14 protein-coding genes are annotated in these 16,729 nt (G+C 65.2%); 10 read left to right on the top strand and 4 right to left on the bottom strand.

The genetic code is table 11. The features are described from left to right. Positions 1-19 precede the first annotated feature (19 nt). The 10 genes from metK (at position 20) to pnp (ending at position 12,224) form a co-directional block, all read left to right on the top strand. Entirely contained in the window at positions 20-1,210 is a 1,191-nt protein-coding gene (gene metK, locus OSH10_RS19460) for a methionine adenosyltransferase (protein ID WP_266333778.1), read from the top strand. Then, positions 1,207-1,905: a tRNA (guanosine(46)-N7)-methyltransferase TrmB gene (gene trmB, locus OSH10_RS19455; RefSeq protein ID WP_266333777.1), complete on the top strand. Its 699-nt coding sequence runs from the start codon at positions 1,207-1,209 to the stop codon at positions 1,903-1,905. Before metK ends, trmB begins: the two co-directional genes overlap by 4 nt. Before the next feature lie 200 nt (positions 1,906-2,105). Next, the gene (gene rimP, locus OSH10_RS19450; protein ID WP_407660734.1) at positions 2,106-2,723 is read left to right on the top strand and encodes a ribosome maturation factor RimP; all 618 of its coding nucleotides are present in this window, start codon (positions 2,106-2,108) and stop codon (positions 2,721-2,723) included. Between the two features lie 42 nt (positions 2,724-2,765). Beyond that, positions 2,766-4,367, top strand: a complete 1,602-nt coding sequence (nusA, locus tag OSH10_RS19445) for a transcription termination factor NusA (protein WP_266333775.1) — start codon at positions 2,766-2,768, stop codon at positions 4,365-4,367. Between the two features lie 26 nt (positions 4,368-4,393). Further along, entirely contained in the window at positions 4,394-5,101 is a 708-nt protein-coding gene (locus tag OSH10_RS19440; protein ID WP_266333774.1) for an RNA-binding protein, read from the top strand. Further along, a complete protein-coding gene (infB, locus tag OSH10_RS19435) occupies positions 5,098-7,794 on the top strand; it encodes a translation initiation factor IF-2 (protein ID WP_266333772.1) in 2,697 nt (898 codons plus the stop codon). The genes OSH10_RS19440 and infB overlap by 4 nt, the downstream gene beginning before the upstream one ends. A gap of 163 nt (positions 7,795-7,957) precedes the next feature. Continuing rightward, positions 7,958-8,392 carry a 30S ribosome-binding factor RbfA gene (rbfA, locus tag OSH10_RS19430; RefSeq protein ID WP_266333770.1) on the top strand — a complete coding sequence of 145 codons (435 nt, stop codon included), beginning with the start codon at positions 7,958-7,960 and terminating at the stop codon, positions 8,390-8,392. A gap of 3 nt (positions 8,393-8,395) precedes the next feature. After that, positions 8,396-9,319 (top strand): tRNA pseudouridine(55) synthase TruB, encoded by a 924-nt coding sequence (gene truB, locus OSH10_RS19425; protein ID WP_266333768.1) that lies wholly within the window; start codon positions 8,396-8,398, stop codon positions 9,317-9,319. Positions 9,320-9,627: 308 nt separating this feature from the next. Then, a complete protein-coding gene (gene rpsO, locus OSH10_RS19420) occupies positions 9,628-9,897 on the top strand; it encodes a 30S ribosomal protein S15 (protein ID WP_266333766.1) in 270 nt (89 codons plus the stop codon). A 194-nt stretch (positions 9,898-10,091) separates the two neighbouring features. Continuing rightward, positions 10,092-12,224 carry a polyribonucleotide nucleotidyltransferase gene (gene pnp / locus OSH10_RS19415; RefSeq protein WP_266333764.1) on the top strand — a complete coding sequence of 711 codons (2,133 nt, stop codon included), beginning with the start codon at positions 10,092-10,094 and terminating at the stop codon, positions 12,222-12,224. Positions 12,225-12,356: 132 nt separating this feature from the next. Here the strand turns inward: pnp and OSH10_RS19410 are convergent, their stop codons facing one another. From OSH10_RS19410 to OSH10_RS19395, 4 genes are all read right to left on the bottom strand, one after another. Then, positions 12,357-13,010: a hypothetical protein gene (locus tag OSH10_RS19410; RefSeq protein WP_266333762.1), complete on the bottom strand. Its 654-nt coding sequence runs from the start codon at positions 13,008-13,010 to the stop codon at positions 12,357-12,359. Positions 13,011-13,292: 282 nt separating this feature from the next. Next, entirely contained in the window at positions 13,293-13,826 is a 534-nt protein-coding gene (locus OSH10_RS19405; protein ID WP_266333760.1) for a GrpB family protein, read from the bottom strand. 78 nt (positions 13,827-13,904) lie between these two features. Further along, entirely contained in the window at positions 13,905-15,509 is a 1,605-nt protein-coding gene (locus OSH10_RS19400) for a phosphoenolpyruvate carboxykinase (protein ID WP_266333758.1), read from the bottom strand. A gap of 283 nt (positions 15,510-15,792) precedes the next feature. After that, positions 15,793-16,524 (bottom strand): HugZ family pyridoxamine 5'-phosphate oxidase, encoded by a 732-nt coding sequence (locus OSH10_RS19395; protein ID WP_266333756.1) that lies wholly within the window; start codon positions 16,522-16,524, stop codon positions 15,793-15,795. Positions 16,525-16,729 lie beyond the last annotated feature (205 nt).

Genomic DNA, 16,729 nt, shown 5'->3' with positions numbered 1-16,729 from the left:
CTGCACGGGGTCCGTTGCGGTGTCGAGAACGTCATATCTGTTCACGAGTGAGTCTGTTTCCGAAGGACATCCTGATAAGGTCTGTGACCGTATCTCCGACGAAATCGTCGATGCCTTCTTCCGCATCGGGCCGGAGCAGGGCTGGGATCCGAGCCATCTTCGGGTTGCTTGCGAAACGCTGGCCACCACCAATCGGGTGGTGATCGCCGGTGAAACCCGGGGTCCCGCCACGATCACCCGTGACCTCGTTTCCCATGTCGCGCGCCTGGCGATCAAGGATATCGGCTACGAGCAGGACGGCTTCCATTGGGAAACCGCCGCTGTCGACGTGCATCTCCATGCCCAGTCGGTCGATATCGCCCAGGGCGTGGATTCGGCCGGTAACAAGGACGAAGGCGCCGGTGACCAGGGCATCATGTTCGGTTACGCCTGCTCGGAAACGCCGGAACTGATGCCGGCGCCGATCTTCTATGCGCACCGCATCCTGAAGCGCCTCTCCGACGCCCGCCGCTCGGGCGAGACGCATGCGCTCGGGCCCGACGCCAAGAGCCAGGTCACCGTCCGCTACGACAATGGCAGGCCGGTCGAAGTCACGCAGATCGTGCTCTCGACCCAGCATCTCGACGAGCACCTGTCGTCGCATGACGTTCGCGCCATCGTCGAGCCCTATATCCGCGAAGCGCTTCCCGAGGGCTGGATCGGCGCCAACACCATCTGGCATGTCAACCCGACCGGCAAGTTCGTCATCGGCGGCCCGGACGGCGACGCCGGCCTGACCGGCCGCAAGATCATCGTCGACACCTATGGCGGCGCGGCGCCGCATGGCGGCGGCGCCTTCTCCGGCAAGGATCCGACCAAGGTCGATCGCTCGGCCGCCTATGCGGCGCGCTATCTCGCCAAGAACGTCGTGGCCTCGGGCGCCGCGGAGCGCTGCACCATCCAGCTCTCCTACGCCATCGGCGTGTCGCAGCCGCTGTCGATCTATGTCGATCTGCACGGAACCGGCAAGGTCGAGGAAGGCCGCGTCGAGAAGGTCCTGGCCGAGGTCATGGACCTGTCGCCGCGCGGCATCCGCGAGCATCTCCAGCTGAACCGGCCGATCTATGCCCGCACCTCGGCCTATGGCCATTTCGGCCGCGCGCCGGAAGCGGATGGCGGCTTCTCCTGGGAGCGGACCGACCTCGTGGATGCGATCCGTAAATCGCTGTGACCACGCCCGACCACGCGCTGCGGCGCGATTCCTTCTATGGCCGGCGCAAGGGACACAATCTCCGCGCCGGTCAGGCTGAAACCCTCGCCGACGTCCTGGCGCGGCTCAGCGTCGATGTCTCGGAGCCCGCCCCCGCCGTGCTCTCTTCCCTGTTCGAGGCGCCGGTCGGCGACGTCGTGCTCGAGATCGGTTTCGGCGGCGGCGAGCATCTCGTGCATCGCGCGACCACCGAGCCGACGGTCGGCCGCATCGGCGTCGAGCCCTTCGTCAACGGCATGGCCAAGGCGGCCTCGGCCATCGATGCCGGCGAACTGGCCAATGTCCGCCTTTTCGACCGCGACGCGGCCGAGCTGCTCGACTGGCTGCCGCCGGCGAGCCTGGCGGCGATCGACCTTCTCTATCCCGATCCGTGGCCCAAATTCCGTCACTGGAAGCGCCGCTTCGTGTCGGAGAAGAACCTGACGCGCTTCGCCCGCGTGCTGCGTCCCGGCGGCCTGTTCCGCTTCGCCTCCGACATCGAATCCTATGTCGAATGGACGCTTCTGCATGTCCGCGATCACGCGGAATTCAGCTGGACGGCGCGCGATGCCGACGATTGGCGCAAGCCATGGGACGGCTGGCCCGGCACGCGTTACGAGCAGAAGGCGTTCCGTGAAGGCCGTCAGGGCAGCTATCTGACCTTCCAGCGCCGCTGAGCGCCGTCCAGGCGCGGCCATCCACCCGCTTCCAGCGTCGAAACGATCCATCGCTCAGGCCGTTCAAGCCAGTTTTGCTTGCATTCAGGCGCCTGTGGGCCTATACGCCAGTCATTCATCTCAAACGATCGGTTCGTAAGAGAGAGTGGACCCCCGGGCCCGCTCGGGCCGAACGCACCCTGCGAGATCTTGAACGGAGCATGCCTTTGGCGGACGTCGCCCTGGAAAACGAAGCACGCATTGTCACCGAGACGGGGCTTGACGCCCGCGTCGCGGCGATTGTCGAACCCATCATCGAGGGGCTCGGCTATCGTCTGGTGCGCGTCAAGATTTCCAACCGCAATGGCCAGACGCTGCAGATCATGGCCGAGCGTCCGGACGGTTCGATGACGGTGGAAGATTGCGGCATCATCAGCCGCAACATCTCGCCGGCCCTCGACGTCGAGGACCCGGTTTCGAGCGCCTACCATCTCGAGGTCTCTTCGCCCGGCATCGACCGGCCGCTGGTCCGCCGCACGGATTTCGTGCGCTGGGCAGGCCACGAAGCCAAGATCGAACTGGGCGTCCCCGTCGAGGGACGCAAGCGCTATCGCGGCATTCTGATCGGTCTCGATGGCGATGCCACCGGCATCAAGCTCGAGGATGCGCCGGAAGGCGCGCCGGACCGGGTCTGGCTGCCGCTCGACACGATTGCCGATGCACGGCTGATCATGACCGACGCCCTGGTTGCCGAGACGCTGCGCGAAGCCAAGCGCCAGCAGCCCGCCGACATCGACATCGACGACAATGATTTAACAGACGAGACCAGCGACGCTTGATCGCGACGCCGTCATCAGGTTCAGGTTAACGGAGACAGGACGATGGCAGTCAGCGCCAACCGCCTCGAACTTCTGCAGATCGCCGACGCGGTCGCCCGCGAGAAGGTGATCGACCGGCAGATCGTGATCGCCGCCATGGAGGATGCGATCCAGAAGGCGGCTCGCTCGCGTTACGGTTCGGAAACCGACGTGCGCGCCGAGATCAACCCGAAGACGGGTGAGATCCGGCTGCAGCGCCTGCTTCAGGTCGTCGAACAGGTCGAGAATCCGGCCATCGAGATTTCGCTCGACCTCGCGACCGACCAGAACCCGGCGGCCCGCGTCGGCGACTACATCGCCGAAGCGCTGCCGCCGATGGACTTCGGTCGCATCGCGGCCCAGTCGGCCAAGCAGGTCATCGTCCAGAAGGTCCGCGAAGCCGAGCGCGACCGCCAGTTCGACGAGTTCAAGGACCGCATCGGCGAGATCATCAACGGCTCGGTCAAGCGCGTCGAATACGGCAATGTGATCGTCGATCTCGGCCGCGGCGAAGGCATCGTCCGTCGTGACGAGATGATTCCGCGCGAAGCCTTCCGCTATGGCGATCGTATCCGCGCCTATGTCTACGACGTGCGCCGCGAACAGCGCGGCCCGCAGATCTTCCTGTCGCGCACGCATCCGCAGTTCATGGCCAAGCTGTTCGCCCAGGAAGTGCCGGAAATCTATGACGGCATCATCGAGGTGAAGTCGGTCGCCCGCGATCCGGGTTCGCGCGCCAAGATGGCCGTGATCTCGCGCGACAGCTCGATCGATCCGGTCGGCGCCTGCGTCGGCATGCGCGGCAGCCGCGTCCAGGCCGTCGTCAACGAGCTCCAGGGCGAGAAGATCGACATCATTCCGTGGTCGCAGGACGCGGCCACCTTCATCGTCAACGCGCTGCAGCCGGCCGAGGTCGCCAAGGTCGTGCTCGACGAAGAAGCCTCGCGTATTGAAGTTGTGGTCCCGGATGACCAACTATCCCTTGCGATCGGTCGTCGCGGCCAAAATGTCCGCCTCGCCTCGCAGCTCACGGGTTGGGACATCGACATCCTGACCGAGCAGGAAGAATCCGAGCGCCGCCAGAAGGAATTCCAGGAGCGTTCGGTGCTGTTCAACACGGCGCTCGATGCCGATGAAGTCGTCGGCCAGCTTCTCGCCTCCGAAGGTTTTGCCTCGCTCGAGGAAATCGCATTCGTCGAGCCGGATGAACTGGCCTCGATCGAAGGTTTCGACGAGGAGACGGCGGCGGAACTGCAGCAGCGCGCCCGCGACTATCTCGACAAGCTCGAAACCGAGCATGACGAGGAGCGCAAGAAGCTCGGCGTCGCCGACGAACTCAAGGAAATTCCGGGCCTCACGAGCTCGATGCTCGTCGCGCTCGGCAAGGACGGCGTCAAGACGGTCGAGGATTTTGCCGGCTACGTGCCGGACGATCTGGTCGGCTGGGCGGAACGGAACGAAGGCGAGACCACCCGTCACGGCGGCGTGCTCGACAGCTTCAGCCTGTCCCGCAGCGATGCCGAGAACATGATCATGACCGCTCGCGTCAAGGCCGGCTGGATCACAGAGGACGAAGCCGCGGCGGAACTGGAAGCCAGCGTCGAGGGCGAAGAGGCCGAGGCCTGAGGCCGTTCGGAACGCGGAGAATCGATTTGCCGCGCAAGAGCGAGCCGACGACACGAAGCTGCATCGTCTCCAGGGAGACGATGCCGACCGAGAAGCTGATCCGGTTCGTCATCGACCCGGAAGGGAAGGTGGTTCCGGATCTCCGGAACCGCTTGCCGGGCCGGGGCGTCTGGGTGACGGCCCGCGCCGACATGGTGGCGCTGGCCGAGAAGAAGCGGCTTTTCGCCCGCGGCTTCAAGGAAGAGGTCACGGTCGAGCCGGGAATGGCCGGCCGCATCGAGAATTTGTTGGAGGACGCGGCCCTTTCGGCTCTGTCCTTCGCACGCAAGGCCGGTGAGATCGTCACCGGCTTCGCCAAGGTCGAGACGGCGATCGCCCGAGACGGGGTCGCCGGTATCGTGCAGGCGAAAGAGGCGGCCGAGGACGGTCGCGCGAAGATCGAGGCGGCTCTGAAACGTCGCTTTGGAAGGGCTGGCGCAGTCCCAATCATCCGTATGTTCCGATCGGAGCAATTGGATTTGGCATTGGGCCGGTCAAATGTGATACATGCAGCTCTGCTCGTGGGCCGGGCGAGTGAAAATGTGATAGAGCGTGTCGCCGCGCTCGCCTGTTTTCTGGGTGAAGACGGGCTCGTTGCTCTCGGCGATGACGTTGGCGCGATCGATGCGCCGCAAGTGCGTGAACCGAACGTGTCGGCAATGGCCGAAGACCCCGCAGGACAGAAGACCGAATGAACGATACGAACAATAGCGGCGACAAGGATCTTGGCGGCGCGAAGAAGACACTGAGCCTCAAGGGCCGCGATCCGGAGCGCGGTACTGTGCGCCAGAGCTTTTCGCATGGCCGGACCAACACCGTTGTCGTCGAGAAGAAGAAGCGGGTGCTGATGCATGGCAAGGGCGAGCCGACCGCGGCAGCGCCGGTTGCCCCGCGTCCGTCGCCGGCTCCTTCTCCGACGTCGTCGGTGAAGCCGATCCAGTCCTCCGCGCCGTCGCGGCAGGGCCCGGCAGCGCCGGTGCAGTCGCCGCGCCCGCAGGGCGGACGATCCGGCATGGTGTTGCGCCAGCTCTCGACCGACGAACTCGATGCCCGCGCCAAGGCGTTGGCCGATGCGCGCGTCCGCGATGCGGAAGAGCGCCGTCAGGCCGAGATCGACGCGATCCGTCGCGCCGAGGAGGAAGTCCGTCTCGCCAAGGAGCGGGAAGAGGCTGCCAAGCGCCAGGTCGAGGAAGATGCTCGCCGCGCCGCCGAGGCCGCGATTCGCGAAAAGACCGAGGACGCGGCGCGCCGTCGCCTCAGCGAGAACCCCGCACCGGCCGCACGCCAGCCGGCCGCGGCTCAGCCGGCGGGTCGTCCCGCCGCGCCGACGCAGCGCGATCCGAACGCCACCGAAAAGCCGGTGCAGCGCACCTCGGCTCCCGGTGCCCGTCCGGCCGGCCGTGGCGCCGACGAGGAGGATCGCTCCGGCGGTCTGCGTCCGTCGACCGCCAAGCGTCCGAAGGCCGTCGATCCCAAGCCCGTCAAGAAGGAAGAAGGCAACTCGCGCGGTCGCCTGACGCTTTCCAACGCGCTGAACGATTCCGAGCGCGAGCGTTCGCTGGCTTCGGTTCGCCGTCGCCGCGAGCGGGAACGCAATCGTCACATGTCGCAGGGCCCGCGCGAGAAGGTTTCTCGCGAGGTCATCCTGCCGGAGACGATCTCGATCGGTGATCTCGCCAATCGTATGGCCGAGCGCGCCGTCGACGTGATCAAGTTCCTGATGAAGCAGGGCCAGTTGCTCAAGGCCACCGACGTGATCGACGCCGATATGGCGCAGATCATCGCCGAGGACATGGGCCACACGGTTCGCCGCGTCGCCGATTCCGACGTCGAGGAAGGCCTGTTCGCGACCAGCGACGAGCCGGGTGAACTCATCACCCGCGCTCCCGTCGTCACGATCATGGGCCATGTCGACCACGGCAAGACGTCGCTGCTCGACGCGATCCGCAAGACCAATGTGCAGACGGGCGAGGCCGGTGGCATCACCCAGCATATCGGCGCGTATCAGGTCGAACAGAACGGTCACAAGATCACCTTCATCGACACGCCCGGCCACGCCGCCTTCACGGCGATGCGGTCCCGCGGCGCCAAGTCGACGGATATCGTGATCCTGGTCGTGGCCGCCGATGATGGCGTGATGCCGCAGACGATCGAGGCGATCAACCATGCCCGCGCCGCCAAGGTGCCGGTCATCGTGGCGATCAACAAGATCGACAAGCCCTCGGCCGACCCGACCCGGGTTCGCACCGAGCTGCTGCAGCACGAGATCTTCGTGGAATCGATGGGCGGCGAGACGCTGGACGTCGAGGTTTCGGCCAAGACCGGCGAGAACCTCGACAAGCTGCTCGAGACCATCCTGCTGCAGTCCGAAGTGCTCGACCTCAAGGCCGATCCCAACCGTTCGGCCGAAGGCACCGTCATCGAGGCCAAGCTCGACAAGGGCCGCGGCCCCGTCGCGACGGTCCTCGTCCAGCGCGGCACGCTGCGTCCGGGCGACATCGTCGTCGCCGGCTCGGAATGGGGCCGCGTCCGCGCGCTCCTGAACGATCGCGGCACCGCCATGACCGTGGCAGAGCCGTCGACGCCGGTCGAGGTCCTGGGCTTCCAGGGCGCGCCGGCCGCCGGTGACCGCTTCGCCGTCGTCGAGACGGAAGCGCGTGCCCGTGAAATCGCGGACTACCGTGCCCGTCAGAAGCGCGAGAAGGCAGTGGCCCGTCAGACGACGGCTCGCGGCTCGCTCGCCGAGATGATGAACCAGCGTCAGAGCGCCGGCCTCAAGGAATTCCCGCTCGTCATCAAGGGTGACGTGCAGGGCTCCGTCGAGGCGATCGCCGGCGCGCTGGAAGCGCTTGGCACGGATGAAGTGCAGGCTCGCATCATCCTGTCCGGCGTCGGTGGCGTCACCGAGTCCGACGTCACGCTGGCCGCGACGTCGAACGCGGCGATCATCGGCTTCAACGTCCGCGCCAACAAGCAAGCGCGCGATGTGGCCGACCGCGAAGGCATCGAGATCCGCTACTACAACATCATCTACGACCTCGTGGATGACGTGAAGGCAGCGATGTCCGGCCTGCTCACGCCCGAGCGGCGCGAGACGATGCTGGGCAATGCCGAGATCCTGGAAGTGTTCAACATCTCCAAGGTCGGCAAGGTCGCGGGTTGCCGCGTCACCGATGGTACGGTCGAGCGCGGCGCCAATGTCCGCCTCATCCGCGACAACGTCGTCGTTCACGACGGCAAGCTGTCGACGCTCAAGCGCTTCAAGGACGAAGTCAAGGAAGTGCCGGCGGGCCAGGAATGCGGTATGGCCTTCGAGAAGTACGAAGACATGCGCGCTGGCGACATCATCGAGTGCTACCGCGTCGAAGAGATCAAGCGCTCGCTCTAGGAGCGGTCGTCTGGGTAGTGAAGTGCGGGATGAACGCGCCCCTTGCGGGCACGTTCATCCCGTTCGCAATTGGATCGGCCGGACGAAGGTCGCGGCTTGAGGCGGATCTCTCCCCGGAGGGGACCGCACGCGCTGTCTGAATGGCGCGATGGAGTATTTCCGAATGGCCAGAACGGCTGCCAATGGCAAGAAGATCGGCGTGGCGGGCCAGCGCCAGCTCCGCGTCGGCGAACTCGTCCGACATGCCTTGTCCGAGGTGCTTTCGCGCGGCGATCTCAGCGATCCCGCGCTGGACGGCATCATCGTGACCGTCCCGGAAGTCCGGGTCTCGAACGATCTCAAGATGGCGACCTGCTATATCATGCCGCTCGGCGGGCAGAATGGCGACGCGGTCGTGGCGGCGCTGGAACTGCATCGCAAATATCTGCGCGGCGAGGTTTCGCGGCGGATGGAGATCAAGTTCGCCGTCGACCTCAAATTCGTGCTCGACACCTCCTTTGCCGAGGCGGCGCGCATCGATGCCCTGCTGCGCCACGATCCGGTGGTCCGCCAGGACATTGAGTCCGCCGCGCACGACGACGATTCCGACGAAGAGTAGATCATGGGCCAACGCCAGAAGAAGGGCCGGCCGGTTTCCGGCTGGCTCAGCCTCGACAAGCCGCTGGGCATGACCTCGACCCAGGCCGTCTCGGTGGTGAAGCGCCTGTTCGGCGCGCAGAAGGCCGGCCATGCCGGCACGCTCGACCCGCTGGCGACCGGCTGCCTGCCGATCGCGCTCGGCGAGGCGACCAAGACCGTCCCCTTCATCATGGACGGCCGCAAGATCTATGGCTTCACCGTTCGCTGGGGCGAGGAAACCCGCACCGACGACGCCGAGGGTCAGCCCGTCGCCACCTCCGACGTGCGGCCGACCCGCGAAGCGATCGAGGCGATCCTCGGCGAGTTCACCGGCGAGATCATGCAGGTGCCGCCCGCTTTCTCGGCGATCAAGGTCGAGGGCGAACGGGCCTATGACCTCGCCCGCGACGGCGAGGACGTCGTCCTCGAGGCGCGTCCGATCCAGGTCCACCGTCTCGATCTCGTCGACATGCCGGACGAGCATACCGCCGTCTTCTCGGCCGAATGCGGCAAGGGCACTTATGTGCGGGCGATTGCCCGCGACATGGCCCGGGCGCTCGGCACGCGCGGCCATGTCGTCGGGCTGCGCCGCCTGCTGGTCGGTCCGTTCGACGAGGCCTCGATGGTCAAGCTCGACGATCTGCGCGCGACCCATGAAGAGGGCGGCAGCGAAGGCTGCGACACGCATCTCGATCCCGTCGCTTTCGCGCTCGGCGAATTGGCCGAAGTGCGGCTTTCCGAGACCGACGCCGTGCGGCTTCGCAACGGCCAGAGCGTGTTGCTGCGTGGCCGCGATGCCCCCGCCAATGGCGAGACGGTGTTCGCGACGGTGGCCGGGACGCTGATCGCGATCGGCGAGGTCGAGCGCGGCGAGTTCCATCCCTCGCGCGTGTTCGTCGGCGCGTGATCGAGGCCCGGCCCAAGTTTCTGCTGGCTATTGAGCCCCGTTTCGGCCATATAGGCCGCGCTCCCGGACGGTCCTGACCGCCTGGGCGAAGTCGCTTGGAGCGACGACCGTGCTGGACGACATCCCGGCACTGGCCGTCGAACGAGCGGCGACCGCGACGGTTTCGGCCATCCGGTACGTCAGAGATCGACGCTGCGTCAGCGTCCCGCGGCCGGGAGGCCGGTCCGGGGAGGGCGTGCAGGGATCGATCAAACCTTATGAATTTCCGGCACGAAAGCCGGGACTAGAGCCCAGGAAAGGGATAACCGATGTCGATCACAGCTGCTCGCAAGGCGGAACTGATCAAGGAATTCGCCACCGTCGAGAACGATACCGGCTCGCCGGAAGTGCAGGTTGCCGTGCTCACCGAGCGGATCGTCAACCTGACCGAGCACTTCAAGGGTCATGCCAAGGACAATCATTCGCGCCGCGGTCTGCTCAAGATGGTCAGCCAGCGTCGCAGCCAGCTCGACTATCTGAAGAAGACGGACGAGCAGCGCTACAAGACGCTCATCGAGCGCCTCGGCCTGCGTCGCTGAGACAGGCGGGCCTCCGGCCCGCCTCCAAAGACGCCTGTACGGCGCGGCGGCATGGGGCTGCCGCGCGAATTGCCCGCGGATCAGCGGTCGAGCCATGGCAGGATCGCCGGATGCTTTGTCCTCGCAAGGTCGAAAGCCTCTAGCCGTCTTGCTCATGGCTCTTTTGGCGCATCCGCGCAGGAAAGGAATTTGCCATGTTCGATGTTCAACGCGTCGAAATTGAATGGGGCGGCCGTCAGCTCGTCCTCGAGACGGGCAAGATCGCCCGCCAGGCCGATGGCGCCGTTCTCGCCACCTATGGCGAGACGACCGTGCTGGCGACCGTTGTCGCCGCCAAGCAGCCGAAGCCGGGTATCGACTTCTTCCCGCTGACGGTCAACTACCAGGAAAAGACGTTCGCCGCGGGCAAGATCCCCGGTGGCTTCTTCAAGCGTGAAGGCCGTCCCTCCGAGAAGGAGACGCTGACCTCGCGCCTGATCGACCGTCCGATCCGCCCGCTGTTCCCGAACGGTTTCCGTTGCGAGACGCAGGTTGTCACGACCGTCCTCAGCCATGACCTCGAGAACGATCCCGATATCGTCGCGCTCGTTGCCGCTTCGGCAGCCCTGACGATATCCGGCGTGCCCTTCATGGGCCCGGTCGGCGCTGCCCGCGTCGGCCTGATCGATGGCGAGTTCGTCCTGAACCCGCTGCTCGAGCAGCACGAGAGCTCCAAGCTCGATCTGGTCGTCGCCGGCACCCAGGACGCCGTGCTGATGGTCGAATCGGAAGCCCAGGAGCTTTCGGAAGAGACGATGCTCGGCGCCGTGATGTTCGGTCATCGCGGTTTCCAGCCGGTGATCGATGCGATCATCTCGCTCGCCGAGAAGGCCGCCAAGGAGCCGCGCGAATTCGTTCCCGCCGATCTCTCGGCGATCGAGACGGAGATGCTCGGCCTCGCCGAGTCGGAACTGCGCGCTGCTTACAAGAACACCGTCAAGCAGGACCGCTACGCCGCCGTCGACGCCGTCAAGGCGAAGGTGATGGCGCACTTCTTCCCCGAGGGAGAAGAGCCCCGCTTCGACAAGGAAAAGATCGGTGCCGTCTTCAAGGAACTCCAGGCGAAGATCGTTCGCTGGAACATCCTCGACACCGGCAGCCGCATCGACGGCCGCGACCTGAAGACGGTCCGTCCGATCGTCTCGGAAGTCGGCGTCCTGCCGCGCACGCATGGTTCGGCCGTGTTCACGCGTGGCGAGACCCAGGCCCTCGTGGTTGCCACGCTGGGCACCGGCGATGACGAGCAGTTCATCGACGCGCTGGAAGGCACCTACAAGGAAACCTTCCTGCTGCACTACAACTTCCCGCCCTACTCGGTCGGTGAGACCGGTCGCATGGGTTCGCCCGGCCGACGCGAAATCGGTCACGGCAAGCTCGCCTGGCGCGCTGTCCGCCCGGTTCTGCCGAACCACCACGAGTTCCCCTACACGCTGCGCGTCGTTTCCGAGATCACGGAATCGAACGGCTCGTCGTCCATGGCAACCGTTTGCGGCACCTCGCTGTCCCTCATGGATGCCGGCGTGCCGCTGAAGCGTCCGGTGGCGGGTATCGCCATGGGCCTGATCCTCGAGGGCGACCGCTATGCGGTTCTCTCCGACATTCTCGGTGACGAGGATCATCTCGGCGACATGGACTTCAAGGTCGCCGGTTCGGAAGCGGGCGTCACCTCGCTCCAGATGGACATCAAGATCGCCGGTATCACCGAAGAGATCATGAAGGTCGCTCTGGACCAGGCCAAGGGCGGCCGCGAGCACATCCTCAACGAGATGGCGAAGGCGCTGACCACCGCGCGTCCGTCGCTGGGCGAGCATGCTCCGCGCATCGAAGTCATCCAGATCCCCACCGACAAGATCCGTGAAGTGATCGGTTCGGGCGGCAAGGTCATCCGCGAGATCGTGGAAAAGACCGGCGCCAAGATCGACATCTCGGATGACGGCACGGTCAAGGTCGCCTCGTCGGACGGCAAGGCGATCACCGCCGCGCTGAACTGGATCAAGGGCATCGCAGCCGAGCCGGAAGTGGGCGCCATCTACCAGGGCACCGTCGTGAAGGCCGTCGATTTCGGCGCCTTCGTGAACTTCTTCGGCGCCAAGGACGGCCTGGTCCACATCTCGCAGCTGTCCAACCAGCGCGTGGCGAAGACCCAGGACGTCGTCAAGGAAGGCGACAAGGTCTGGGTCAAGCTGCTGGGCTTCGACGAGCGCGGCAAGGTCCGCCTCTCGATGCGCGTCGTCGACCAGACGACCGGCGAAGAGATCAAGGAAAAGACGGAAGCCGCCGGCGAGTAATCGCCGCCTCCTCCGCGAAATCCGAAAGGGCCCGGCGCGCAATCGCCGGGCCCTTTTTCGTTTCGTCGCCAGCAGGCAAGCCGCGAAGGAACCCGGGCCATCTGGGACCGCGTATCGACTGGGGTACCCCGCTCAGGAGCGTCTCGGCCGGATGCTTGCGGCAGCGCGGCCCATTGCCATGCGCAAGTTTGTGGTAAAGCTACTTCGCACCGGACCCTCGGTCGCGATTTCGAAGCGAGCGAGTTCCGCATCCCAATGGTGCCAGTTGCCTTGCCAGTCCTGGGACGGATCCGTTGGCGTCTGTCCGTCGTCGCTGATCACCGCCAACCTGAACGGCCGGCCTGCGCGGAGACGCGCAATGGAACGGCGCAGGCGACGCTCGCTGTGGGGAGACATGGTCTCGTAGCGCACGAACAGGGTCGTCAGCGGCGAGGCGAAGGCATCGCGGGTGCGTGCGCAGAGATGGTCATGCCGGCTGCGCGAAGCGTCGAAATGATCGGCTAGAACCGGGTTCGGTGGAAAATCGTGCAGGTGGAGTGTGCCGTAACGATTGTTGACCACCCGGCCGTCCCGATATCCGAGATCCGCGCGCTCCATCATGCCGCGAAAGTCATTGGCCATGTAGACCAGCAGCGTCTCGTTGGGAGTCACCTGCCAGTCAAACACTGTCTTGACCAGGACCTGATCGCTGCCGTTCTGCCGCGCAGTCCCCCAATGCCGTTCCAGGTGGAACTTGGCGCGGCAGCTTTGACCAAGGCTGACGACACGATCAAAGCGTTGCGACATTCCCGCGCCCCTACGATTTATGGCGCATGAGGTTAGCGTGGTGACTGCCACACTGCCAGACAGCGATCGACCCGATTGGGGCGACTGAGGACGTAAGGAGTCTGCCAGCAGAGTGGTCGCCTATTAAGCTGCGCCTGCCCGCGGGCGATGGCTCGTAGCAGCACGCGGATGGGACCTCACCGAATATAGCGAGCGCGCGGTTTCCATAGTCGAGGAGTGGCTGCCAGTCTTTGTTGGGACTGCAGGGAGGCTGGCCTTCATCGTCGGTCGCCGCCTGCCGTCTCAGCCGCCGCGGTAGAACGAAATGGCCTCGGCTTCGGTTGTGAGGATCCATGCCGATTTGGCGTCGGAATAGGCGTGCGAATTGTCGGGGTGCTGGTCCCGGCTCCGGAGCTTGACCGCCTCGTACTCCCGAGCCTTCGGCGGATGCGCGCGGAGGAAGTCGCGGAAGGCCAGGTGACGCTCGATATGCGGCGAGCCGGTCGCGAACACGTGGAGCTGGATGCAGCGCCGTCCCGTCGCGCCGTCGGTCAGCGTCGCGTAGCGTCGACCCGCCATGCCGTACTCGCCCCACCACTCATAGCCGAGTTGCAACAGGACGGGCTGGCAGGCGTCGAACTCGGCGAGCGAGCGGACTTCGGGGATCAGGTCGAGAATGGGCTTGGCGGCGATGCCGGGGATCGCGGTCGATCCGATGTGGTGAACCGCGACGAGGTAGGGACCGAGCGCCTCCGCGAGGCGTTGCGCCTCACGGGCTGCGGCTTCGAGCCAGTCCGGCGAATGCGGCTCGAGCTCCACGGGTATCGGCGGTGGCATGAGAAACTCCCAGGCTGCGCAGGTCAGCCTGGGAGGGTAGCGAAGGCGCGGTCCTTCGAAAAGGCCGTCCCGATCGGTCTAGGCCACCATGCCCGGTGCGGCGGAAACCACTTCCGCGTCGACATGGCTTTCGAACTTCTCGAAGTTCTTCAGGAACATGCCGACCAGCTTGGCCGCCTGCGCGTCATAGCCGGGCTTGTCAGCCCAGGTCTTGCGCGGATGCAGGATATGCGGCTCGACGCCGGCGACGTCCGTCGGCACCTGGAAGCCAAAGGTGCGGTCGGTGTAGAAGCGGCCGTCATCCAGCGAGCCGTTCAGGGCGGCCGTCAGCAGCGTGCGGGTGGCCTTGATCGGCATGCGGCGGCCGGTGCCATAGGCGCCGCCGGTCCAGCCGGTATTGACCAGCCAGCACGACACGCCGTGCTCGGCGATCAGGCTCCGCAGCAGATTGCCATACTCGGCCGGATGGCGCGGCATGAAGGGCGCGCCAAAACAGGTCGAGAAGGTCGCCTGCGGTTCGGTGACTCCCTTTTCCGTGCCGGCGACCTTGGCGGTGTAGCCGGACAGGAAGTGGTACATCGCCTGCTCGGCGGTCAGCTTGGCGATCGGCGGCATCACGCCGAAGGCGTCGGCGGTCAGCATGACGATCGTCTTCGGATGGCCGGCCCGGCCCGTGGCGCTCGCATTCGGGATGAAGTCGAGCGGGTAGGCGGCGCGGGTATTCTCCGTCTTCGAGGCGTCGTTGAAGTCGACCTCGCGGGTGACCGGGTCGATGCCGACATTTTCCAGCACCGTGCCGAAGCGCTTGGTGGTGGCGAAGATCTCCGGCTCGGCCTCGGCCGAGAGCTTGATCGTCTTGGCGTAGCAGCCGCCTTCGAAGTTGAAGACGCCTTCCGGCCCCCAGCCATGCTCGTCGTCGCCGATCAGCGTGCGGGTCGGATCGGCCGAGAGGGTGGTCTTGCCGGTGCCCGACAGGCCGAAGAACACCGCCGTGTCGCCGTCCGGCCCGACATTGGCCGAGCAGTGCATCGGCATGACGCCCTTGGGCGGCAGGGTGAAGTTCAGATAGGTGAAGACCGCCTTCTTCATCTCGCCGGCATAGGACGTGCCGCCGATCAGCACGATGCCCCGGGTGAAGTCGCAGGCGATCACCGTCTCGGTGCGGCTGCCATGCCGTTCCGGATTGGCCTTGAAGCTCGGCAGGTCGAGGATGGTCAGCTTCGGCACGAAGGCTTTGAGCGACGCCGCATCCGGACGGATCAGCAGGTTGCGGATGAACAGCGAGTGCCAGGCCTTTTCCGTGAAGACGCGCACCGCGACGGCTTCCGCCGGGTCGGCGCCGCCCTGCAGATCCTGGGCGAACAATTCGCGGCCGGCGGCATGGGCGAGCATGTCGGCATGCAGCGTGTCGAAATGGGCCGCCGACATCGGCTTGTTGTTGTCCCACCACACCGCATTCTCGGTCAGCGCGTCGCGCACGACGAACTTGTCCTGCGGCGAGCGGCCGGTATGCACGCCCGTCTCGACCGTCAGCGCGCCATCGATCGACACGATGGCCTCGCCGCGGCGCAGCGATTCCTCATAGAGAGCCGGCGCCCCATAGTTCCAATAGAGACCGGCCAGCCACTTCAAGCCGAACTGCTCGGCGCCATGGGCAGGATTGCGAATGCCGTTCTCGCTCACAGGGTCGTCTCCTCTGAGAGGCGCTCGCTTCCTTCGCGAGGCCTCGCTCCGGGAAAGGGTGCACCGCACAAGAGCGGGACACCGGCTCCGTCGGCGGCCGATGCTGCCGACAGGCCAGAACCTAGTGGATCGGATTTCGCAACTGCAACAAAAACCGGATGGCTCCAGTTATTGTGACCTCATTAAAACGATTTAATCGGTCCAGCCCCAAGCAACGGAGAGGCAGAACCCAATAATTTGAACTCCAAACAAACAGAATATTCTATTTGTTTGCAAAATAACATTATTGTTCCAGCGATCTCGCCTGTTTTGCGAAGGACTTCAGGTAGCCGCCGGCCTCGGCGACCGAGGTCGCGCGGGCCGGAAAAGGCAAGCGTGCGCGCAGCTTGCTGGTAGCAATGTCAATGCCTTCCGGGTCGCAGCCGGTGATGCGCCAGGCCCCGCCGGGAAGATTGAGCAGCTTGATCGCGTAAAGCGCGATGGCGTCGGCGTGATCGTCATTCATATGCTCGACGACCATCTTCTCGCCGGCCAGGAGATCTTCGCAGTCCGAGAGATCCTGGATCAGATCCTTTGCCGGAACTTGCGCAATATTGCCGAAGCCGGCGACGAGATGCGAGCCGGTGACGTTCATCACGTAATGGTGGAAACCGGGCAGGGCGGAGGCGCTGGCGGCCTTGCCCTGATGCAGCGCATAGCGCCAGGCGACATGGGGATCGTCGCTGCGCTCGAACGTGCCGACGAGGGTGATGCGGGCGCCGGCAAGCGGGTTGCCGCCCTCGCCGCCGGGGGCGACCAGCAGCATCGAGGCACGCGGGTCGCGCTTCAGATTGTGGGTGTGGACGGCCAGGTCGGACAGGCTGAGAATCGGGCGGCCATCGGGCAGGGTCGCCATGGTGACCAGCGTCGCGAACGGATTGCCGGCTTCATCCAGCGTGGCGAGGCTGCCGGCGATGGTGCTGCGGATAACGGCACGACCGGTTGCGACCGGATCGAAGGGTGCATTCTCGAGCATATTGCCTTCCTTGGGACTAGCGATCTCGAAAGCTGATTACCATTATCATGTTTGTATGTCTCTCATCGGATGGAACTTTTCCGGATGGTTGGCGTCGCCGGTTTAAATCCGCTAGGCTGCGCGCCATATTTTCCGCGTAATCCTGCGACGTTTAGGTGGGGCTTGCAGCTTACGCGACACCAGCTTGCCGACAGGCCGGTCAACG

The sequence above is a fragment of the Kaistia defluvii genome (assembly GCF_026343955.1).
Lineage (GTDB): Bacteria > Pseudomonadota > Alphaproteobacteria > Rhizobiales > Kaistiaceae > Kaistia > Kaistia defluvii.
Note: the sequence above shows the minus strand (reverse complement) of the source record. Positions and strands in the feature narration are given on the sequence as shown.